Source organism: Pirellulales bacterium (assembly GCA_036267355.1).
GTDB lineage: Bacteria > Planctomycetota > Planctomycetia > Pirellulales > DATAWG01 > DATAWG01.
In genome coordinates this window covers 1-21,457 of record DATAWG010000123.1, presented here as the reverse complement: position 1 = coordinate 21,457, position 21,457 = coordinate 1, and the positions used below count along the sequence as shown (strand labels likewise).

Annotated in this window: 16 protein-coding genes; 13 read left to right on the top strand and 3 right to left on the bottom strand. The window is 61.1% G+C overall.

Annotated elements, in window-relative coordinates; translation table 11 throughout:
• The first annotated feature begins 59 nt into the window (after window positions 1-59).
• The 3 genes from eno (at window position 60) to VHX65_19280 (ending at window position 2,528) form a co-directional block, all read left to right on the top strand.
• Window positions 60-1,337 carry a phosphopyruvate hydratase gene (gene eno, locus VHX65_19290; GenBank protein HEX4000702.1) on the top strand — a complete coding sequence of 426 codons (1,278 nt, stop codon included), beginning with the start codon at window positions 60-62 and terminating at the stop codon, window positions 1,335-1,337.
• Between the two features lie 229 nt (window positions 1,338-1,566).
• Window positions 1,567-2,001, top strand: coding sequence for a hypothetical protein (locus VHX65_19285; protein HEX4000701.1), 435 nt, complete (start codon window positions 1,567-1,569; stop codon window positions 1,999-2,001).
• Window positions 1,998-2,528 (top strand): hypothetical protein, encoded by a 531-nt coding sequence (locus VHX65_19280; GenBank protein HEX4000700.1) that lies wholly within the window; start codon window positions 1,998-2,000, stop codon window positions 2,526-2,528. Before VHX65_19285 ends, VHX65_19280 begins: the two co-directional genes overlap by 4 nt.
• A 75-nt stretch (window positions 2,529-2,603) precedes the next feature.
• Here VHX65_19280 and VHX65_19275 read toward each other — a convergent pair whose 3' ends face one another.
• Window positions 2,604-3,863, bottom strand: coding sequence for a transglutaminase-like domain-containing protein (locus tag VHX65_19275; protein HEX4000699.1), 1,260 nt, complete (start codon window positions 3,861-3,863; stop codon window positions 2,604-2,606).
• A 630-nt stretch (window positions 3,864-4,493) separates the two neighbouring features.
• Here VHX65_19275 and VHX65_19270 point away from each other — a divergent pair.
• The 8 genes from VHX65_19270 (at window position 4,494) to VHX65_19235 (ending at window position 15,701) form a co-directional block, all read left to right on the top strand.
• A complete protein-coding gene (locus VHX65_19270; protein ID HEX4000698.1) occupies window positions 4,494-5,696 on the top strand; it encodes a hypothetical protein in 1,203 nt (400 codons plus the stop codon).
• Window positions 5,697-6,006: 310 nt separating this feature from the next.
• Window positions 6,007-8,661, top strand: a complete 2,655-nt coding sequence (locus tag VHX65_19265) for a glycogen/starch/alpha-glucan phosphorylase (GenBank protein HEX4000697.1) — start codon at window positions 6,007-6,009, stop codon at window positions 8,659-8,661.
• A gap of 121 nt (window positions 8,662-8,782) precedes the next feature.
• Window positions 8,783-9,373, top strand: a complete 591-nt coding sequence (locus VHX65_19260; protein HEX4000696.1) for a histidine phosphatase family protein — start codon at window positions 8,783-8,785, stop codon at window positions 9,371-9,373.
• Between the two features lie 124 nt (window positions 9,374-9,497).
• Window positions 9,498-11,153, top strand: coding sequence for a glucose-6-phosphate isomerase (gene pgi / locus VHX65_19255; protein HEX4000695.1), 1,656 nt, complete (start codon window positions 9,498-9,500; stop codon window positions 11,151-11,153).
• Window positions 11,154-11,242: 89 nt separating this feature from the next.
• Window positions 11,243-12,262, top strand: a complete 1,020-nt coding sequence (gene gnd / locus VHX65_19250; GenBank protein HEX4000694.1) for a decarboxylating 6-phosphogluconate dehydrogenase — start codon at window positions 11,243-11,245, stop codon at window positions 12,260-12,262.
• A 169-nt stretch (window positions 12,263-12,431) separates the two neighbouring features.
• A complete protein-coding gene (gene zwf / locus VHX65_19245; GenBank protein HEX4000693.1) occupies window positions 12,432-13,808 on the top strand; it encodes a glucose-6-phosphate dehydrogenase in 1,377 nt (458 codons plus the stop codon).
• A 38-nt stretch (window positions 13,809-13,846) separates the two neighbouring features.
• The gene (gene pgl, locus VHX65_19240) at window positions 13,847-14,551 is read left to right on the top strand and encodes a 6-phosphogluconolactonase (GenBank protein HEX4000692.1); all 705 of its coding nucleotides are present in this window, start codon (window positions 13,847-13,849) and stop codon (window positions 14,549-14,551) included.
• Window positions 14,552-15,128: 577 nt separating this feature from the next.
• The gene (locus VHX65_19235) at window positions 15,129-15,701 is read left to right on the top strand and encodes a hypothetical protein (protein HEX4000691.1); all 573 of its coding nucleotides are present in this window, start codon (window positions 15,129-15,131) and stop codon (window positions 15,699-15,701) included.
• Window positions 15,702-16,028: 327 nt separating this feature from the next.
• Here VHX65_19235 and VHX65_19230 read toward each other — a convergent pair whose 3' ends face one another.
• A complete protein-coding gene (locus tag VHX65_19230; protein ID HEX4000690.1) occupies window positions 16,029-16,496 on the bottom strand; it encodes a RidA family protein in 468 nt (155 codons plus the stop codon).
• Window positions 16,497-16,699: 203 nt separating this feature from the next.
• A complete protein-coding gene (locus tag VHX65_19225; GenBank protein ID HEX4000689.1) occupies window positions 16,700-19,510 on the bottom strand; it encodes a zinc-dependent metalloprotease in 2,811 nt (936 codons plus the stop codon).
• Window positions 19,511-20,401: 891 nt separating this feature from the next.
• On the opposite strand from VHX65_19225, the gene rpiA reads away from it, so the two are divergent.
• Both rpiA and VHX65_19215 read left to right on the top strand, forming a co-directional pair.
• Entirely contained in the window at window positions 20,402-21,094 is a 693-nt protein-coding gene (rpiA, locus tag VHX65_19220) for a ribose-5-phosphate isomerase RpiA (GenBank protein HEX4000688.1), read from the top strand.
• 50 nt (window positions 21,095-21,144) lie between these two features.
• A partial coding sequence (locus VHX65_19215; protein HEX4000687.1) for a hypothetical protein occupies window positions 21,145-21,457 on the top strand: 313 nt, incomplete at its 3' end.

Sequence of the window (21,457 nt, the reverse complement as noted above, 5' to 3'; positions counted from 1 at the left end):
ACAATGGCGGCGATGTTTGAACCGTCCAGAAGGCCCCTCAACCGCTGCAAGGATTCGCCATGAGTTCGATCGTCGACATTCAAGCACGACAGATTTTTGATAGCCGCGGCAATCCGACCGTCGAGGTCGATGTCACCCTTGTCGACGGCTCCTTCGGCCGCGCCGCCGTTCCCAGCGGGGCCAGCACCGGCGTGCACGAAGCCTGGGAACTCCGCGACGGCGATTCGAAGCATTTTCTCGGCCGCGGCGTGACGAAGGCGGTCGCGAATGTCAACGATCTATTGTCGGCCGAACTGAGCGGCATGGATGCGCTCGATCAGGCCGGGCTCGACCACCGGATGATCGAACTCGATGGCACGGAGAACAAGAAGAAACTCGGCGCGAATGCGATTTTGGGCGTTTCGCTGGCCGCGGCCCGGGCAGCCGCGGAGCATTGCGACCTGCCGCTTTATCGCTATCTGGGCGGGCCGGGGGCCCGGCTATTGCCGGTGCCGCTGATGAACGTGATCAACGGCGGCGCGCACGCGGACAACGCGGTCGACGTGCAAGAATTCATGCTCGTGCCGCTCGGTTTCGAGTCGTTCCACGAGGCGCTGCGGGCCGGCGTCGAGACGTTTCATCAGCTCAAAAAAGTGCTCAAGGGCAAGAATCTGAATACGTCGGTCGGCGATGAAGGGGGTTTTGCTCCCGACCTGAAGAGCAATGCCGAAGCGCTCGATCTGATCGTCGAGGCCATTCAACAAGCCGGTTACAAGCCGGGCCAGCAGGTCGCGATCGCTCTCGATCCGGCCGCCACCGAATTTTACGACGCCACTAAGAAGGTCTATTCGTTCGACGGCCGCGACATCAATTCCGCCGCCCTGGTGGAAATCTTCGCTTCTTGGGTCGAAAAATATCCGATCTGCTCCATCGAAGACGGCTGCGGCGAAGACGATTGGGAAGGCTGGAAAATGCTCACTCAGCGGCTAGGCAATCGGATTCAATTGGTCGGCGACGATATTTTCGTCACCAACACGAAGCGATTGCAGCGCGGCATCGACGAGGGAATTGCCAACAGCATTCTCATCAAAGTGAATCAGATCGGCACCCTCACCGAAACGATCGAAGCCGTGCAGCTCGCTGCCCGCAATGGCTACACGAACGTGATGAGCCACCGCAGCGGCGAGACCGAAGATTCGACCATCGCCGATCTGGCAGTGGCGCTCGGCACGGGACAAATAAAAACCGGCTCGGCCTCGCGAACCGACCGCATGGCGAAGTACAATCAACTGTTGCGGATCGAAGAAGATCTGGCCGGGGGCGCGATCTACGGCGGCCCGCTGTTCAAACGCCGCTAGCCGCAGTGCCGCCGTCAGCCGTGTGCCGTGTGCCGTGTGCCGTATGCCACTGGCAAGCGCAGTCTGCCAGTGCGAGCGCCGCGCAAGGCGGAAAATGCAACAGAGCGTTGTTCGTTGAATCCGCCGCGCAGCGTAGTCCGTCGAATTCAACTGTTTTGACCCAAACGTCGCGCCGGCACTGGCAGACTGCGCTTGCCAGTGGCACACAACCGGGCATTTGCCTCGCTTCATGTCTTCCCCAGCACCGACCACACCGCCACAATCGCCGCGGCTCACCGATTCCCCCTGGTTCTGGGCGTATTTGTTCAGCACCGCCGGCTTCGTGGCCCTGCTACTCATGAGCGGCAAATATCAGCATCGGCAGACGCATATCGAAGACGAATATCGCTACGGCACCCGAACGCTCGAGCGGCCGGGGGGGGCGACGCTGTCGAATCCTTCGGCAACTGCATCTCAAACCGGCAAACCGACCCGCGACACGCCGCTAGCCGGCGACAAGCCAGACCGATCCCCGATCAGCGTCGGCCCGCAACCGTCGACGCACGAAATGCTGATTCCGCTCGGGCCGCTCCGCGTGCTGACGGGCATTGCGATGGTCGTGTCGTGCATCGCGCTGCAGGTGAGCTATTTGCGCCGCCGGGCCGCGGCAAGGGGCAACCCATGAGTTGGTGGGTCGAAGATTCGACACCGGTGCTCGTGTGGGGCTGCATCGTCGAAGTCATTTTGATTTTCGCGCTGGTAAAGTCGGGCCGGCTGTGGCTGCTGTATGCGATGGCCGGCTTGGCATTGCTGGTCGGCGGCATCGTCTGGCACGAAAAGCACACGATCACCGACACGAAACAAATTCGCGCGTCGCTTTACCAAGCGGCGGCCGAAATGGAGCGGAACAATTTGCCGGGAGTGCTCCAATACATTTCGCCGACCGCGCCCGACCTGGTGCGGCAAGCCAAGAGCATTTCATCGACCTTCAAGCTCGACGAAGTTCATCTCACCAATTTGAAGATCCAAGTCAATCGATTCAACCATCCGCCTTCGGCGACGGTCGATTTCTTTGTCCGAGTGAGCGGGGCCGATCGCGCCGGCAATTTTCCCTTCGCGAATATCCTGCAGCGCGCCCAAGTGACCATGCAGCTCGAAAACGGCCGCTGGCTGGTGTCGGGCTACACGCCCGGCGGAATCAACGGGCGTTAGCCGGCCAATTGCGATCGCGCGAAACCGCAAGCGCGCCTCCTTGCCGCACGAAGATCGACGTTCGATCGCGGTTCGTTATTTCGGCCCCGCATCTCTTGACTTGCCGGCAGCCGCAGCCTTCAGGCTGGAAAAGTCTTTGAAGGGATACGAAACCGCCTTGTCGGCCGTGAATTTTTGCACGGTCAGCCACGCGAACTCGCGTTTCTTGCCGGTCACTGGATCTCCATCGGGTAGCGGCACGCCGTCGACCTCGGCGTAAATCGTCCGCACGACGGGCACTCGCTTGCTGGCCGCCGGCGCGAGGTCGTAGTCGGTGCCGACCGTCTGCATATACCAGGTATTGTCGCGGAAGCCGTGTACCAAGCGATCTTGGGCCGCTTGCGAAAGGGCCGCTTTTTGCGCTTGATCCAGTTCCGTGTCCTTCTGAATGGCGGCGAGCATGTTCTGAGTTTCCGACACGTCGAAGCTCACCCAGCCATATGGTCGCAAGAACACTTCCAATTTGCAGTGCGAAGGAGAATTTTTCGGGAAGGGGTTGATGCCATACGTGACGCGCGTCGGATACCCCATCACCCGCCCCATCGCCGCGCAAAAGCCGTGATAATCGCTGCAATGCCCGCGGTAATCTTCGATCGCATGGACCGAGCTGGCCTGCAAGGATGCATCGCCATGGTCGTAAACGAAGTTTTTGTTCACCCAGCGCATCACCGTCGCCATATCGCGCAGGGGATTGGTCCGCTGGGGAACGATTTGATTCAACAGCCGCTCGAACCGGTCATCGACCACGACGGCCTGGCTTTCGCCGCGCCGATATTTGTCGAAGGATTTGGGCCATTCTTTCACGGCCAAGATTTTGCTTGGGTCAAGGTTCCAATGCAATTCCCAAACCTTGACCTTGAATCGATGCCGGATAATCTGTCCGCCTTGGGGCGACGGGAATTCGAAACAGGCAAATCGATTGCCGAAGAGCGGCTCCGTGGCGATGGTTGGCTTCACATCCATCGGAAACGTCGTCAAATCTCCTTCCGTAACCTCCTGCGCAACGTTCGACGGCGGCATCGGCAGCCAAACTTTCAACACCTCCGCCTTGCCGGGAGCCATCACCACGGCGGAAAAATCGACGTCGTAGGTCACGGGGTTCGACCGCTCGGCCTGATACGGCAACTGCGGGTCTGGCGCCGCGGCCGCGGTTGGCGCCGCCGCAATTGGCGCGGCCGCAGTTGGCGCCGCGACGGTTGGCGCCGCCGCAGTCGGCTCGGCAGCGCGAATCGCAAGGCCAAATCCAAGCGAGAGGAAAATGCCAGAACAACGGAAAATCTTGTCGAGCGCATGCATAACAGGAATTCCAAGAATAGGGACAACCGACCAGCCCGGACGCATATCGGAAGCGGGCCAATAACAGACTTCGTCTTATTCTCTGGCGCCTATTGTTGACGGTGGGGCAATGCATTGTCAATTCGCGGGGATGACGTTCCTGATGGCCTGCGGAGAGCACATTCCCGATGCTCGATTCCCCCTCGAATCGGTCGTTGACCGCCGCGCGAAACGCGGTTACGGTGAAAGCTGCGATCGAACGGGTTGGTGACGCGCGAAACCACAAGCGAGCTTCGATTGCCACGGAGAAGCTTGCTTGCGGTTTCGCACGTCGTCGCATGGGGCGCGGAATTGAAAAAACGGTCTAGCGGCGCCCGGCTGCTATCGGTAAGATTTGCACGAGTTACACCCCTGCCCCATGGCCGTCCCACGGCCTTGATTTTCCCGCCCCTGTGTGTGTTCGTTCGCAAACCATCGGATTCGTAAGGGTTGCAACGCGGCCTGTCGATGCGATCGCGCTGCCCGTGTGTCGGGGCGCGCGATTTGCTGAACCGCCCCCTGAACTTCGGTTCAGCTTGATTTGGTTCAGTGCGATTCGGTCCGGAGGGATTCCGGCCGAGGATTCGAACCTCTACGGAAAGAGAGTGGAGCATGGATGCTCGTAAGCCTGCGGCTGCGCTTCTCGCGGCCACCTTCACCACGCTGATTTTCATTTCAGCGGGTGCCTCGTATCGTACGCAAAATTTCGTCGTCAGCGCGCCCACCCCGGAGCTGGCCGAGGAAATCGGCCGCATGGCCGAGCACTATCGCCACGATCTGGCGATCGAATGGCTCGGCGAGGCCCTGCCGAATTGGGCCCAGCCTTGCCCGATCCATGCCCAAGTCGCTCCGCAACTCGGAGCGGGCGGAGCAACCAGCTTCACGTTCGACCACAACGAAGTGTTCGGCTGGCACATGGAAATCCAAGGAACGCACGAACGGTTGATCGATTCCGTGTTGCCGCACGAAGTGACCCACACGATCTTCGCCAGCCACTTCCGCCGCCCATTGCCGCGCTGGGCCGATGAAGGCGCTTGCACGACGGTCGAAGACATCAGCGAGCGATCGAAACAAGATCGCATGTTGATTCAATTTCTGCACACGGGCCGTGGCATCGCGTTCAGCCAGATGTTCGCCATGACCGACTATCCGCAAGACATTTTGCCGCTGTATGCCCAAGGCTATTCGCTGGCCCGATTCCTCATCGATCAGAAGGGGCGGCGGGCGTTTTTGGCTTATGTCGGCGATGGGATGGAAAGCGGAAATTGGTCGGCCACGACGTATCGCCACTACGGCTTCAAAAACTTGGCGGTGCTGCAAGATTCATGGCTCGATTGGGTCAAGCAAGGCAGCCCCAGCCAACCGCCTGATTTAGGCCGCGGCACGTTGGCCTCTGCTTCCAAGGCTGGCCCGGCAGGCAACATGATCGTTCGCGCTCAGAGCGCCGATCGCTCGCCCGCCCCGCCCTCAGCTATAAATGGCGGCGCTGGGGCTCAATGGTCGCCGGTCGCGGACCGCAGCGCCATGACCCCGCCGCCGGCTCCGATCCGCAACGGTTCGGTGGCGATGGCTGGCGGTAGCGAGAATCTGGCGACCACAAACGCAACGGCGGCCGTGGTGCCCGCCAGCAAATCGGTCTACGGCGAAGGCGTGGGCATGATTCGCCATAGCGCCGATTTCCGCAGCGACTCGGCAAACGGCGCCGCACAACCGGATTCGCCGCCACCATCGAACCCACCGGCATCCGCGCCGGCCGCGTCGCAGCCGACGCGCGACCGAAGAGTGCTCTTGGAATGGAGCCGGCAACCGCAGTAATTCTTTTCCATAACTGCCGCAATCGGTCCGCCTAACGCCGACTTGTAACGGGATTGCCGATAATTCCGCACGGCAGCCCTATCGGCCGTGCCACGCGCGAAATCGCAAGCGAGCCTCCATGCCCATTCGGTTGGTTGCTCGCTTGCGGTTCCGGGCGTTGGCTCCTTCTCTCGCCCAATTCCTTGGGCAGCATATGTGCTTCCTGTAAGGAAGCCTTGCATCGCGGCGGAAAATGGTAGACTAATCCGGCAGTTTTCCGCCCCAAGACGTTCGCTCGCTATCGTGCAGCCATCCGCGAGGAGTTTTTGCAATGTCCCAGAAAAAGGTTCCCACGGTCACTTCCGAGCCCGCCAAAACCGCCGCGCCGCCCACGCAGTCGGCAGACGGATCGGAAGTGCAGTCGGCAATCCAGGCGGCAGCGCAATCATCGCCGGCAAAGCAACCTGCCCCTGTGGATGGCAAACCGACCGGCGGCGGTTCGAGCGATCGGCCAGAAGCCAACGGCAAAGCGGCCGTGCTGAAACGCTACGAATGCGACGAAATCCTATTTGCCGGCAATCCGAATGCGTCGTACGATCGGCACCTCGTGTTCGGCCATGAGATCGAGCCCGCAGCGGCAAGCTTCCGCGATCGCTTCGAGGCGGTCGCGATGGCCGTTCGCGACATGCTCTCCCGCCGCTGGCTGAAAACGCAGCGCACCTACGATCGCGAAAATCCGAAGCGTGTCTATTACCTTTCGATGGAATTTTTGATCGGCCGCTCGCTCACGAACAACATCACCAACCTGATGGCCGAGCCGGTCGTGCGCGACGCGATGCAGCGCGAAGGGCTCGACATCATGCGGCTGGCGGAAATGGAGCCCGACGCCGGACTGGGCAACGGCGGGTTGGGCCGGCTCGCCGCTTGCTACATCGATTCGATGGCCACGCTGCAAATCCCCGCCATCGGCTACGGCCTGCGCTACGAATACGGAATGTTCCACCAAGACATCAAAGGCGGCTATCAAGCCGAGCGGCCCGACAACTGGCTGCGCCGCCCGGACCCATGGGAAGTGATCCGTCCGGCGGAGAAGGTGGAAGTGAAGTTGCATGCCGCGGTGCAGATGCGCGACGGCGTTCCGCAGCTCGTCGCCGACGGCATCACCACGCTGATTGGTATTCCCTGCGATCGGCCGGTGGTCGGCTATGGCGGCCAAACCATCAACACACTGCGCCTCTGGGAAGCGAGTTCGCCGGCCTATTTCGATCTCGATGAATTCAATCACGGCGACTTTTTCGGCGCCGTGCACAATAAAGTGCTGGCCGAAAACGTCACGCGCGTTCTCTATCCTGATGATTCGACCAGTGCCGGCCGGCGGTTGCGATTCGCCCAGGAATACTTTTTGGTCGCCTGTTCGCTGGCCGACATCTTGCGTCGATTCCGCTCCGGCAACAACGAATGGCAAGAATTGCCCGAAAAGGTGGCGATCCAACTCAACGACACGCATCCATCCTTGGCCGTGGCCGAGTTGATGCGGATCTTGCTCGACAGCGTGGGCCTGGGTTGGGACGAAGCCTGGGATCTCACGGTGCGGACGCTGGCCTACACCAACCACACCCTGCTGCCCGAGGCCTTGGAAAAATGGCCGGTTGAATTGTTCGAAGCCGTGTTGCCGCGGCATCTGGAAATCATCTACGAGATCAACCGCCGGCTGCTCGACAACGTACGGCAGCGGTTTCCCGGCGACGAAGGCCGCGTCGAGCGCATCAGCCTGATTCAAGAGCGGCCCATCCGGCAAGTGCGAATGGCAAACCTGGCGATCGTCGGCACGCATAGCACCAACGGCGTGGCCGCCCTGCATTCCGAGTTGCTGAGAAAAGTAACGGTCAAAGATTTGGCCGAGATGTTTCCGGCGCGGTTCAGCAACAAGACCAACGGCGTCACGCCGCGGCGCTGGCTTCTGACGGCCAATCCGCCGCTTGCGAACCTGATTACCGAAGCGATCGGCGACGGCTGGATCACCGACCTGGCGCAACTTCGCAAACTGGCGCCGCTGGCCGACGATAAGGTGTTCTGCGCGAAGTTTTGCAATGCCAAGCGCGACGCCAAGACCCGGTTCGTAAATTGGCTGCGCACGACCACTGGCCATTCGATCGATCCCAACACGATCTTCGATTGCCAAATCAAGCGAATTCATGAATACAAGCGGCAATTGTTGAACGTGCTGCACATCATCATTCACTACAACCGGCTCCGCGAGAATCCACGATTGGAGGCTCCCCCGCGCACGTTTCTGTTCGCCGGCAAGGCGGCCCCGGCTTACACACTGGCGAAGCGGATCATCAAGCTAATCAACAACGTGGCGGCGACGATCGACGCCGATCCGACCGTGGCCGGCCGGCTGAAGGTGTTTTTCCTGCCCGACTACAATGTCACGTTGGCCGAGCGACTGATTCCCGCCGCGGATGTGTCGGAGCAGATTTCCACCGCCGGCTACGAAGCCAGCGGCACGAGCAATATGAAGTTCATGGTCAACGGCGCACTGACGGTCGGCACTCGCGACGGCGCGACGATCGAGATGGCCGAGGAGGCGGGCGAAGAGAATTTCTTCCTCTTCGGACTGACGGCCGAGCAAGTGCAATCCAGCCGTGGCTGGTACAATCCGCATTGGCACTACGAGCATGAGCCGGAAACTCGCCAAGCGCTCGACATGATCATGTCCGACGAATTCAGCCGCGGCGAGCCGGGAATTTTTGGCCCGATTTGCGACGTGTTGCTCACGCGCGGCGATTTCTACATGCATCTGGCCGACCTCACCGCATATACCCAAACGCACGACCGCGTCGGCCAACTGTATGCCGATCCTGCCGCCTGGGCGCGTGCGGCAGTGCTGAATGTGGCATCCAGCGGAAAATTTTCGAGCGACCGAGCCATCAGCGAATACGCGGCCGACATTTGGGGCGCCGAACCCTGCCCGGTGCCGTAAAAGTAGCAGGCACACTCCGTGTGCCGGCGGCGCTGCCCTGTGTGCCGTCAGCGCTGTGCGTGGCGCGCCGCGTGGCGCAGACGGCAGACGGAGCGTGCCTACTCCATTGCAGAGACGGACCATGAAACCGCATCCCGCCGTTTTTTTGGCTCGGCATGGCGAAACGGCTTGGAGCCTTACGGGCCAGCACACCGGTCTGACCGACATCCCGCTCACCCCCCATGGAGAGCAAAATGCACGCAGCCTCGGTCGGCGGCTCGCAGGAATGAAGTTTGCGCATGTTTTTGTCAGCCCGTTGCAACGGGCCACGCAGACCTGCGAATTGGCCGGCTACGGGCCGGTCGCCGAAATCGATCCCGATCTGGTCGAATGGGACTACGGCGACTACGAAGGCCGAACTTCGGAAGAAATACGCAAAGAGAGGCCCGATTGGAAGCTTTTTCGCGACGGCTGCCCCGGCGGAGAAAGCGTTGCCCGAGTCGGCGCTCGAGCCGACCGGGTGGTCGCTCGCCTTCGGGCACTTGACAGCGAGGCACTGCTGTTTTCCAGTGGTCATTTCCTGCGCGTGTTGGCGGCGCGGTGGTGCGGTTTGGAAGCCTCGGCCGGCTGCTATTTGTTTCTGAGCACGGCGTCATTGAGCGTGGTAGGCTACGAGCACGGAAAAGACGACCCCGTCGTGCGGCTCTGGAACGACGACCGTCATGTTGTTTAAGGTGAGGGCGAGGATGAGGGATTAGAATGGCGGGCGATGCGGTTTGGCCGTAGCGGCCGGCTGCTCGCTTGCGGTTTCACGAATCGCCGCCGCGAATAAATTTCGACACGGAGGAGTTCGAATCATGCCCACAGCCGTCGCCACGCAGGGTGCGAAGCTCGCCAGCCTGCCCGCCTGGAAATCGCTCCAATCGCACTTCAAGAAGATCGAGCCGCTCCATTTGCGCGATCTATTTGCGCAAGACCCGCAGCGCGGCCGGCGGCTCGCGATCGAAGCCTTGGGTATCTACTTCGACTACTCCAAGAATCGGATTACCGACGAAACCATCAAGCTCCTCGCGCAACTCGCCGAAGAAGCCGGCCTGCGCGAGCGGATCGCCGCGATGTTTCGCGGCGAGAAGATCAATGTCACCGAAGGCCGGGCCGTGCTGCATGTCGCACTGCGCGCGCCACGCGGTGCGTCGATCATGGTCGATGGCGAAAATGTGGTGCCGCAAGTCCACGCCGTGCTCGACAAGATGGCCGCGTTCTCCGAGCGATTGCGGAGCGGCGATTGGCGCGGACACACGGGCAAGCCGATCCGCAATGTGGTCAATATCGGCATCGGCGGATCGGATCTCGGCCCCGTGATGGCCTACGAAGCGCTGCGGGCGTATAGCCGCCGCGACATGACATTTCGCTTCGTGTCGAATGTCGACGGCACCGATTTCGTCGAAGCCACGCGCGATCTCGATGCCGCTGAAACGCTGTTCATCATCTCTTCGAAAACGTTCACCACGCTCGAGACGATGACGAACGCCCATTCCGCCCGCGCTTGGGCCCTCGACACGTTGAAAGACGACGCGGCGGTGGCCAAACACTTCGTCGCCGTTTCCACCAATGCCGCCGAAGTGTCGAAATTCGGCATCGACACGGCCAACATGTTCGAATTCTGGGATTGGGTCGGCGGGCGGTATTCAATGGATTCGGCGATCGGGCTCTCGACGATGCTCGCCATCGGGCCGGAGAACTTCCGCGCGATGCTCGACGGCTTCCATCAGATGGACGAGCATTTCCGCACCGCGCCGTTCGAACAGAATTTGCCCGTGCTGCTCGGGCTGCTGACGGTTTGGTACAACGATTTCTTCGCCGCACAAACCGTTGCCGTGCTGCCGTATGAGCAATACCTCAAGCGGTTCCCGGCGTATCTGCAGCAGTTGACGATGGAGAGCAACGGCAAACACGTCACGCTCGAGGGCGCCGCGGTCGATTATCAAACCGGCCCGATCTTTTGGGGCGAGCCCGGCACGAATGGGCAGCATTCGTTCTATCAATTGATCCATCAAGGAACGAAGCTGATCCCGTGCGATTTTCTGGCGTTCTGCGAATCGTTGAATTCCTTGGGGCCGCATCACGATTTGCTCGTGGCGAATGTGTTCGCGCAGGCCGAGGCACTGGCGTTCGGCAAGACGGCGGAAGAAGTGCGGGCCGAGGGCGTGGCCGGCTGGCTGGTGCCGCATCGTGTGTTCGAAGGGAATCGGCCGTCGAATGTGTTCCTGCTCGAGGGCCAACTCGGCCCGGCGTCGCTCGGCAAGCTGATCGCGCTCTACGAGCACAGCGTTTTCACGCAAGGCACCGTCTGGCAGATCGACTCGTTCGACCAATGGGGCGTCGAACTGGGCAAGGTGCTTGCGAAGCGTGTCGCCGCCGAACTGCAATCGCCCGACGAGCCGAAACTAAACCACGACACCTCCACGAACACGCTGATCCAGCGCTACAGAAATCGCAAAGCAACGGGTTAGCGTTTCGAAGCACGCTTGCGGTTTCGCGCGTCGGCTAATCCAATCTGTTTTCACCACGACCGTTTGTCCCCCGTTACGGAGCAATCGCCATGCAACTCGGAATGATCGGCTTGGGGCGGATGGGCGCCAACATGGTTCGCCGTTTGCAGCGGGGCGGGCATCAATGCGTCGTTTACGATCGCGCGGCGGCGGCGGTGCAGCAGTTGGTCGGCGAAGGCGCAACCGGCGCGGCTTCGCTCGAGGAATTCGTCGAGAAACTCAACAAACCGCGGGCCGTTTGGCTGATGGTGCCCGCGGCGGTGGTCGATGCAAGCATCGCCGATCTGATGCCACTGCTCGAATCGAATGACACGCTGATCGACGGCGGCAATTCCTACTATATCGACGACATCCGCCGCGCGGCCGAGCTGAAGCCGAAGGGCATTCATTATGTCGATGTCGGCACCAGCGGCGGTGTGTGGGGATTGGAGCGAGGGTATTGCCAAATGATCGGCGGCGACGACACGGCCGTAAAACGGCTCGATCCGATCTTCGCCACGCTCGCTCCGCCGATCGATGCGGCCCCGCGTTTGCCCGGCCGCGAAAAAATGGGCGGCACGGCCGAGCATGGCTATTTGCACTGCGGCCCGAACGGCGCCGGGCATTTCGTGAAAATGGTTCACAACGGAATCGAATACGGCATCATGGCGGCCTATGCCGAAGGCTTGGCCATCCTGCGCAGCGCCAATATCGGCAAGCGACCACACGACATCGACGCCGAGACCACCCCGTTGCGTCATCCGGAAGATTATCCGTTCGATCTGCCGCTGGCCGACGTGGCCGAAGTGTGGCGGCGCGGAAGCGTGATTTCATCGTGGCTGTTGGACCTGACCGCCGCGGCGCTGATGAAAGACGCGAAGCTGTCGAATTTCGGCGGCCGCGTGTCCGACTCGGGCGAAGGCCGCTGGACGATCAAAGCCGCAATCGACGAAGCCGTGCCCGCGCCGGTGCTCACGTCGGCCTTGTACGAGCGGTTTTCCTCGCGCGGCGAAGCCGATTACGCCGACCGGCTGCTGTCGGCGATGCGTTTCGCGTTCGGCGGCCATTTGGAAAAACACGTTGGAGAATAAATCGTCGCGGATGGAGCTTGCCAAGCAAATACGGTAATGACGATTGCCGGGTGCCATGCCCACGGCTTTGCGTGGGCATGTTCTTCGAGCATGGCACATGCCCACTCAAGGCAGTGTGGGCACGGCGCCCATCGACTGTTTGCCGAATCATTTCCCGAGGAATTCCGCTATGACGGCCCCGCTTTCCGATGCTCTTGTTTTCTTCGGCGCGACCGGCGACTTGGCGTACAAGAAGATATTTCCCTCGCTGCAAGCGATGATCCTGCGCGGGCATTTGAACGTGCCGGTGATCGGTGTCGCCAAGGCGGGTTGGAATCTGGAGCAGTTTCGCAAGCGGGCCCATGATAGCCTCGAGCAACACGGCGGCATCGATCCCGCCGCGCTCGACAAGTTGAACGGCCTGCTGCGCTACGTCGATGGCGATTACGACGATATTGCCACCTTCCAGGCTTTGCGCCGCGAGCTTGGCGATGCGCAACGCCCTACCCATTATCTGGCCATTCCGCCGAATTTGTTTGGCTTGGTCGTCGAACAACTCGCAAAATCGGGCTGCGCCAAAGGGGCGCGAATCGTTACCGAAAAACCGTTCGGGCGCGATCTCGAATCGGCCAAAGCGCTGAACCGAACCCTGCTGAGCGCGTTCGACGAATCGTCGATCTTTCGCATCGACCATTATTTGGGCAAGCAGCCCGTGCGGAATCTGGTCTTTTTCCGCTTCGCCAATTCGTTGCTCGAACCGATTTGGAATCGCAACCACGTTGCAAGCGTGCAGATCACGATGGCGGAGAATTTCGGCGTTGAGGGTCGCGGCGCCTTTTACGAGGAGGCCGGCGCGATTCGCGACGTGGTGCAGAACCATCTGTTCCAGGTGCTCGTCAATCTGGCGATGGAGCCGCCGGCCGGAATGGATGCCGAATCGGTCCGCGATGAAAAAGTGAAGGTGCTCAAGGAAATCCCGCCGCTCGAGCCCGTGAATCTGGTGCGCGGGCAGTTTGTCGGCTACAAGAACGAGAAGGGCGTATCGCCCGATTCGACGGTAGAAACATTCGCCGCCCTGCGGTTGGAAGTGAGGTCGTGGCGCTGGCAGGGAGTGCCGTTCTACATTCGAACCGGAAAATGCTTGCCCGAAACGTGTACGGAGGTTTTCGTGCAGCTTCGCAAGCCGCCGCCGATTTTCTCGAAAACCGCTCCGCCGCCCAATTACTTTCGCTTTCGGCTCAGCCCCGAAGTGAGCATCGCCGTCGGCGCCATGGCGATGGAACCCGGCGACGAGATGGTCGGACGGCAAGTCGAGTTGCTCGCCAGCCATCATCCGACCGGCGACGAAATGGACGCCTACGAACGCCTGCTGACCGACGCCATGCGCGGCGATCCAAACTTGTTCACCCGCGAAGATTATGTCGAACAGGCATGGCGCATTGTTGAACCGGTGTTGAAATCGCCGCCGCCGGTGAATCCTTACGAGCCGAACACCTGGGGTCCCAAGGAGGTGGATAAGATCGTGTGCCCCGCCGGCGGCTGGCATAATCCCGACGGCCAGGCCTGAGCTCGCATTTCTTCCCTCGCCCCTCGCCCCCTTATCCTATGAACATCGAAGTGCTTGAAACCGCCGATCTCGTCGCGAGGCAAGCGGCCGCGATTGTCGCGGAAGAGGCCCGGGCGTCGGTCGATGCCCGGGGCCGATTCGTCTTCGCCGTCAGCGGCGGCAGCACGCCGTGGCAGATGTTGCGGGCGTTGGCCGGCGAGTCGGTGCCGTGGGACGCGGTGCAGATCGTGCAGATCGACGAGCGCATCGCGCCGCCGGGCGATCCGGATCGAAATCTCACCTACCTCCGCGAAAGCCTGTTATCGCATGCGCCGCTAAAGCCCGAGCAGATCCACGCGATGCCCGTCGAAGCCGACGATCTGAAATCGGCGGTAAAGGCCTATTCGGCCACGCTGGAAAAAATCGCCGGTTCGCCGCCGGTGCTTGATCTGGCCCATTTGGGGCTTGGGCCGGATGGCCATACGGCATCGCTCGTGCCCGGCGACCCGGTGCTCGAGATCATGGATGCCGACGTGGCAATCACGGGCATTTATCAAGGCAGGCGGCGCATGACGCTGACGTATCCGATGATCAACCGTTCGCGCCGCATCCTCTGGCTGGTAACGGGCGAATCGAAAGCCGACATGTTGCTGCGGCTGCGCGACGCCGATCCATCGATCCCTTCCGGGCGAATCAGCCAACATCAAGCCACGATCCTGGCCGATCGCGCGGCCGCGCAAAAAACCGGCTTGCAGCCGGAATAAGCAACCGCGGCGTCGAGCCCTTCGCCGAGCTGCGCTACGCAATCGAGCGTTTGGCGGCCGAGCAGGTCGTAGGAGAATTGGTGGACCGTGCCGGCCTGGTCGGTGGTTTGAATGCGCTGGGCTTGGCGGTTGTATTCGTGCGACACGGTGCCCGTCGGTGTAGGTGACGGTGTGGAGGGTTCCGGTGCCGTGGGTGCCGATGAATGTCTGGCCAAGAAACGAGCCGCATCCGGGAACATGCCCTTGCAGTACGCCGCGTCCCCTGCCGGGCATTTTCGGTGCCCGAAAAGGGGACGCCAGGACGCCAAGCCTTCACCGTTGGTGCTCACGCCTGATAGACGCCAAGCACCGTTCCCCCACTGATTGACCATGACGTGCTTGCCGTGATGTAGACAAGAGGGTGGTACGGTTCTGATCGGAGTCGGTGCCGCCGCTGACATAGTTTTCCACGAGTTGGACGCGGCGGCCGGCGGCGGCTAAATAAAGACTCCCGCTAAAGCGGCCGTAACGATCCTGACGATAAAAGCGGCAGTGTCGTGCGCACACGGGGGCTCTGCTTTTCAGGGATGGAAACACCATGACTGCTTGCTATCGTCGGTGGCTGACGAGCGTTCTCTTCGTCCTTGCCACACCGGCCCTTTGCCTTGCCGATGACGTGCGCTATTACGAGCAGAATGGCATTACGTACCGCGAGACGCGGCAAGTCGTGCAGCAGCCGCTGGTCGAAACGCACCTGGAAACCCGGCAGCAAACCGTCTATCTGGATCAATGCAAGACCCAGATGCAGGCGGTCCAGCGGACCTACCAAACGCCGGTGACCGACTACGTTTGGGAAGCGTTTTGGGCGAACCGCTGGAATCCGTTCGAGCAGCCGTATATCGCCTATCGCTACGTGCCGCGGGTGCGGTGGGAAACGCACACCGAAACGGTGCAGATGCCCGTGACGACGCATGAAACGGTTCCGCAAACGCAGACCGTTCAGGTGCCCGTCACGACGCAGCGATTCGTGGAGGGGGAAGTGATCAGCCGCATGCCGGTGAGCGGCAAGCCGGCCGACCCCTTCGCCCAAGGCACGACCTCCGTCGCTCGCCGCGACACATCGCTCGTCAGCCCGGCCACTCCCGGCCCCGACGCAACGACTCGTCAGTAGCGCCACCCCTCGCCAACCCGAGCGAGGCTGACACCAAGGGCCACTCGCCAGGTTAGATAGCAGGCACATTCCGAGGCTGTGATTTTTCGATTTCGTCCGTTGTTTGAAACGACCTTTTTGTCATGCAACCGCGTCGGAGTCGATCCCGAGCGACTTTACGAGGTCGTTTTTCACCGTCGGCGCCTGCGGCTTGTCAAAATCTGAAAAACTCACATTCTCTCCGTGTGCCGTCTGCGCTCCGCGGTGGATTGGGCTCCAAGCGGGGCAGACGGCACACGGAGTGTGCCTGCTACGTTGGGTGCGGCTTCGCCGCACGCAGGCTGCCTGTCACGCCGCTTTGATTTCGAAGATCGCTTCGATTTCCACGGCAATATTTCCCGGCAATGCTACGGCGCCGACCGCGCTGCGGGCGCCAATGCCTTTGTCGAGCCCGAACACGTCGGCCATCAATTCGCTAAAACCGTTGATGACAGCCGGCTGAGCGGCGAAATCGGCGGTGCAGTTCACCAAGCCGAACGTTTTCACGAGCCGGCGAATCCGGTTGAGGCTGCCCAAGTGTTCGCGGAGCGAGGCGAGCATCGCCAGGCCGACCTGCCGGGCCGCGGCCCGGCCGCCGTCCAAATCCAGATCGGCGCCGACTCGGCCGGTGATCAATGTCTTATCCGGCCGGAGCGGCCCGTGGCCCGAAACGTAAACCAATTCGCCGACCACGACGACCGGCTTATAAACGCCCTGCGGCTTCGCGGCGGGGGGCAATTCGAGCTTCAACTCGGCCACGCGTGCTTCATAGTCCATGGATCGCGGCTCCTCAAACCGAAGGACGAGATAAGCAATTCGGGTTCGATTGTACTGCGGTCGGGAGCGGTTCGCGACTGGGCGCCGTTGCTTTCGGCATCTCCGAGCCAACGAAGAAAGAATTCTCACGCGGAGACGCGGGGGACGCGGAGACGGGAGGATGGAAGCGACGGGACGGAGGCACGGCGGCGTTGCTTCGGCCCTTACGGCTTCTGCAATTGCAGCCGGGCGTCGAGCACTTTGGCAATTCGTTGCGACGTTTCTTGCAAATGGTCGCGGCTGTAGTCGTCGAGCTTGATCGGGCCGGCCAGCAGCTTGTCGATCCGGCCTTGCAACGACTTCAGCTCCGCGCTGGCGACAACCTGCGAATCCTCCGGAGCACCGGATTCACCGAGCGCCAGCTCGGCCATCCGCTTCAGATAGATCCGTTGCAAATTGCGGCGCAGGCTGCTGATGGCCGGCTTGCGATTCGTGTAGTCGCCGGCTTTCAGATTGTCGGTTTCCGAGAAGATCGAGCTTGTCAGGCCGTGGAGCAGTTCCACGGTGGTGAACGCATCTTGATCGGCGGGCACTTTCAGTTCGGAATCAGACAGTCGTTCGAGCGTCAGCGGTGACAGCAGTTGTTCGAGCGTACGATCCTGCCAGAGGGCGATCACGTCGTGCACCGGGTAGTCGTCGCGCAGCGGAATCTTGGTGCCCCAATGGTCCCAGCGGCTCGTGGCCAGATGGTTGTAGAGGCTTGGCGGGAATTCGAACGGCGCATCGCTGAACATCTGGTCTTCCAAAAGCTGGACCGCCTCGCGCTCCTTCTTCGGTTCGACAACGACAAACGGCTCGGCCGCCTTCGGGTCGCCCTTGTGGCTGCGGTTCACATAGACGCCGCCGACATACCGCGACGCCATGAACAGCGCCGTTCCTTCGGTCGAGAGCAGAATGCCGAACGCCTGGCGGGCATGCTGATAGCCGTCGCCTTCTTTCGTCACCTTGTCGACCAGTTTCGGCCACGCTTCGTTGACCACCTTGACGCGTTGCTTTGCAAACGCGACGGTGTCGTTGCCCAGGTCGAAACGATTCGAGAGCGGATCGGGGTCGATGCCGCGCGTGTCTTCATCGGTCGAATACGACAGCCCCGGCTCGCCGCTGCGCGAGGCAATCTTTTTCAGGTCGGACAGTTCTCCCTCGGAGCTGCTCGCGTCGATCGGCTTGTAGCCATATTCGATGGCCCACATATCGTAGGCGCCGATCGTGGGCGTGTAATAATCTCCCTGCTTCACTCCCTTCGGAACGATATTCACGGGATAATAATCCATCACGCTCGCGCCCATCCCGCTCTCGCGCGCCTTGTCGGGATTGTTGATATCTTCGAGCGAGAACTCCGTGCTGGCCTTGAAATTATGCCGCAGGCCGAGCGTGTGGCCGATTTCATGCATGGCCACCATTTTCAGCCCTTGCATGACAAGCCGGTCGTGCTCAGCTTCCGACATCGGCTCGGCTCGCGTCGCCAAGAGGGCATTGCCGAAGGCCATCTCGCGCGATTCGCCGTCCATCAATTCGCAGCCGTCGCCGATGGCATGCAGCGCTCGGGGCACGTCTTGTTGCTGTTGATAGGCTTTGAGCGTGAGCGGGCCGCCGGTGAGCGCGGCGATGCCCTTGGGCGTGAACACTTCGTAGGTGGTTCGCCACGATTGCAGGAAATCGGCATCGAAAATCACCGACGCATTCAAAATCTGCCCCGTGATCGGATTGGCCCGCGACGGACCCATTGCGAATCCGGCGCTCGAGGTGATCCAGCGAAACGTGTTGTAGTTGATGTCTTCCGGATCCCAATCGGCGTTGTCGGGCTGTTGGCGAACTTCGATCGCGTTCAGGAATCCGGCTTTCTCGAAGGCCTTGTTCCACTCCAAAATTCCCTCGCGGATCGGCTTGCGGAATTTGTAAGGAACCGTCTTCTCGATCCAAAACACGATCGGCTTTTTCGGCGGCGATTGCTCGGCCGACGGATCGGCCTTTTGCAGATCCCAGCGGTTGATGTAGCGGATGAATCGGTCGTCGTCGACCTTGTGCGAATAGTCCTTGAGCGCGGTGACGAAATAGCCGATCCGGTCGTCGGCCAAGCGGGGGCGATAGCCGTCTTCCGGCAACAGGCTCAGCGAATAGTGAATGTTGACCGTCGCGGCCCGGGTGTCGGCAACCGAATCGAATTGCGCCGAGCCGTTCGAGGCGTAGGTGGCGGCCACTTCGAGTTCGACATTGTCGGGATAGCCGCGTGTCTCGGCCCACGTCGAACGGTTGCTCGCGAACTGGTAGCCGGGCAGAGCGCGGGCAATCTCCGGCAGATCGGTCATGAACACCTGGTTGAAATTGACGACGTAGCCGCCGCCGGGGCTGTTGGCGATGATCGGCAGACTGAACAGAATGCTATCCGTGTAGGCATAGTCCACCGCGCGGGCTTCGGGGCTCCCTTTGGCGGCCGTGAATCGGACGTTGCGTTCGACGATCTGAATCTGGTCGTCGACCTTGCGGATCTGCCACAGCGATTCGCCCCACGTCATGCCGCCGAGCAGCGTCCCTTCGCCGATGCCGCGGGCGATCGACATCACGACGATAAAATCCTTGTTCAAATGATTCGGGCTGATCTCGGCCAGCAGGTCGCCCTCTTTTTCATACAGCGGGATCAGGCCGGGAATGTGTTTGAAGTTCTTGATGACCGTGGCAAACGCTCGATGCTTCGGCTTGCCGTCGTCGGAGCCCGAGTCGCCCGAATCGCCCGAGTCGCCGCTCGATTCGTATTTCACGTCGGCCTTGGGCGCGGCGGCAACCGTGGCGCCCGGCTTGTCGGCTGTCTTGGCGGTCTTTGCGTCGGAATTGTTCGACGGCTTTGCCGACGGATTGGCCGCGTTTGTGTTGCTGCCGGAAGCGGCGTCGTCGGCCCTTCCTTGAGCGGCTGCCAGCAGCAGCCCGCACGCGACGAAGCATCCTGCCCAAACCGAAATCCGACGGCTGCAAGCAAACATTCCAAAACTCCTCGGGAGATACGGAAGAAACGCGTTCGACGGGATGGTGGTCGCTTTCGGTGGCTGCCGGCGATTAGTGCGGTCGTCCGGCGTGGGATCGAGCGAAAAACAACTTCTCCGCAGCCCCTCTTCCCTTGCGGGAGAGGGCAGGCTGAAACGTCTGAAAAACGGAAGCTATTTTTCGCTCGAGCCTTTTGTTGCCTGCAATGATCTACGTTCGCCGACACCTGATGGATCGAATTCGGGCACTGCCGAGCGGATAATCTCGCCCGGCATTCAGAATCTGGCAGAATCGGATCAATCGGCTGTGGTCGGCCACGGTGGGCAGGATGGCGCACGTTAAGTATACAGCATCCTAGCAAGCTTGCGCCTTCGGCAACAAGCGTTTAATCGCTCAATTTCGCCTTCGGCCGACAACCCGAGCGTCCGGCACAAGCTGCAATGCCGATTGCACTTGCCGCGATTTTCCGCTCTGAGGCGCCCCCGCCGACGGGCCGGCCGAGAAGCGACGCGATGACCGCCATTGCCCTAACAAATTTTGGAAGTATTGCCTCCGGGCGATTGCTTGCGTGCCACTGGACTCTGCCAGTGCCGTGTGCCACTGGCTCGGCCAGTGGCACACGAATCAGAGCAGCACACGAATCAGAGCAGCACACGAATCAGGAAGTGGCACGCCCAATCAGGAAGTGGCACGCCCAATCATCCGGTGGCACACTAAGGCTCGGGTCCAAAATGCTTCAATAGGCTACGAATCGATTTTTCGTTGCCGCCTCTTTGCGCCGCGCCTGCTTGTTGCGGCCGCCGTGAGCCGCAAGAATGGCGGAATCCATGGTGGTAACTTTGGCGGCGCCGACCCTTTCTATTCTGATTCCCACGCTTCGCGAGGCTGGCATGAAACGCAATTCACCGACTCCCGAACTGGCGGCGGCCCGGGCCTTGGAATTCGTCGCCGACGGACAGGTCGTGGGTCTCGGCTCTGGCCGTGCCGCGGCGGCCTTCGTTCATGCGCTGGCCGAGCGGGTGCGGGCGGGAATGCATATCCGCGGCGTGCCCACCTCGGGGCGAACCGCGGCGCTCGCCAAGGAACTCGGTATCCCGCTGGTGGACTTGGGCACAATCGACACCATCGACGTCGCCATCGACGGCGCGGATGAAGTCGCCGAGCCGACACTCGATCTGGTCAAGGGTCTCGGCGGCGCGCTACTGCGCGAACGGGTCGTGGCGGCGTCGGCCCGGCAGTGGGTGATTCTGGTCGGCGTGGATAAAGTGTCGCCGGTGCTCGGCACTCGCGGCGTCTTGCCGGTCGAGGTGGTGCCATTTGCCGCGACGTTCTGCCACCGCAAACTGGCCGAGCTTGGGCTGCAATCCGAATTGCGCCGCGCCAATGGCCCGGTGTACGTCACCGACAACGGCAACAATATTCTCGATTGCCAAATCGGCCCGCTTGCCGACCCGGCCGAACTGAACCGCTCGATCCGCGCGATCCCCGGCGTCGTCGAGGCAGGCCTTTTCCTCGGGATGAAACCGATCGTCCTCGTGCAAGACGGGCAAATGATCCGCCGATTGGGATATTCCGACCGATAATGCGTCCTCGCCGCATCGTCGGGTCGATTAGCAAGGGATCGAGATGCAAAATGTTTTGTACCGGTGCCAAGAAAGATCGTGATCGTTTGCCGCCCCTACTACACCGGGTGATTGTGATAGGCGCATTATCCATACTGGCTTTCGGTGTGGTATTGCTGGTCATCCGGGGAGTGGAGCAACTCAACCGTATTAGGTCGGGCGGCGTTGACGTAATCTTTGACAGTGACCACATAGCGACGGACGAAACCGGGCAGCGAACATTTGCGGTGAAAATTCTCCTCCAGTCTGAGGACGCATTCGAGATGCGGGCTTTGTGGGGGGAGTTGCCACCATCCGATGCAAATGAGCTCCTCGCTCTGGCCG

Coding starts and splice junctions, on each gene's coding strand:
- eno (HEX4000702.1), top strand. CDS start 60: ATGAGTTCGATCGTCGACATTCAAGCACGACAGATTTTTGATAGCCGC.
- VHX65_19285 (HEX4000701.1), top strand. CDS start 1,567: ATGTCTTCCCCAGCACCGACCACACCGCCACAATCGCCGCGGCTCACC.
- VHX65_19280 (HEX4000700.1), top strand. CDS start 1,998: ATGAGTTGGTGGGTCGAAGATTCGACACCGGTGCTCGTGTGGGGCTGC.
- VHX65_19275 (HEX4000699.1), bottom strand. CDS start 3,863: ATGCATGCGCTCGACAAGATTTTCCGTTGTTCTGGCATTTTCCTCTCG.
- VHX65_19270 (HEX4000698.1), top strand. CDS start 4,494: ATGGATGCTCGTAAGCCTGCGGCTGCGCTTCTCGCGGCCACCTTCACC.
- VHX65_19265 (HEX4000697.1), top strand. CDS start 6,007: ATGTCCCAGAAAAAGGTTCCCACGGTCACTTCCGAGCCCGCCAAAACC.
- VHX65_19260 (HEX4000696.1), top strand. CDS start 8,783: ATGAAACCGCATCCCGCCGTTTTTTTGGCTCGGCATGGCGAAACGGCT.
- pgi (HEX4000695.1), top strand. CDS start 9,498: ATGCCCACAGCCGTCGCCACGCAGGGTGCGAAGCTCGCCAGCCTGCCC.
- gnd (HEX4000694.1), top strand. CDS start 11,243: ATGCAACTCGGAATGATCGGCTTGGGGCGGATGGGCGCCAACATGGTT.
- zwf (HEX4000693.1), top strand. CDS start 12,432: ATGACGGCCCCGCTTTCCGATGCTCTTGTTTTCTTCGGCGCGACCGGC.
- pgl (HEX4000692.1), top strand. CDS start 13,847: ATGAACATCGAAGTGCTTGAAACCGCCGATCTCGTCGCGAGGCAAGCG.
- VHX65_19235 (HEX4000691.1), top strand. CDS start 15,129: ATGACTGCTTGCTATCGTCGGTGGCTGACGAGCGTTCTCTTCGTCCTT.
- VHX65_19230 (HEX4000690.1), bottom strand. CDS start 16,496: ATGGACTATGAAGCACGCGTGGCCGAGTTGAAGCTCGAATTGCCCCCC.
- VHX65_19225 (HEX4000689.1), bottom strand. CDS start 19,510: ATGTTTGCTTGCAGCCGTCGGATTTCGGTTTGGGCAGGATGCTTCGTC.
- rpiA (HEX4000688.1), top strand. CDS start 20,402: ATGAAACGCAATTCACCGACTCCCGAACTGGCGGCGGCCCGGGCCTTG.